1 protein-coding gene is annotated in these 227 nt (G+C 53.7%); it reads right to left on the bottom strand.

What is annotated here, in order from left to right:
* The coding region (locus HMPREF2608_RS11475) for a hypothetical protein (RefSeq protein WP_210402773.1) at window positions 1-227 on the bottom strand (227 nt) is incomplete at both ends.

Here is a 227-nt window from a genome sequence, read left to right as displayed (position 1 = left end):
GCTACGTTGGTAATCTTGTTACCGGCGTTGTTCAATCCGTCTTTGGTCAGTTTGACATCACCTGCTTTAACGCCGTCTTGGGTCAATGCGACATCGTCGCCTACTTTCACACCGTCGTTGTTAACGGTGGTATCGCCGGCTTTGACGCTGTCTACCACCAGGTCTTTGTTCAGCTTGACGGTCACTGTGTCGCCTTGGGCTTCGGTGGTGATGTTGTCGTCGCCGGC

It is taken from the genome of Neisseria sp. HMSC064D07 (assembly GCF_001837185.1).
GTDB classification, from domain to species: domain Bacteria; phylum Pseudomonadota; class Gammaproteobacteria; order Burkholderiales; family Neisseriaceae; genus Neisseria; species Neisseria flavescens_C.
Note: the sequence above shows the minus strand (reverse complement) of the source record. Positions and strands in the feature narration are given on the sequence as shown.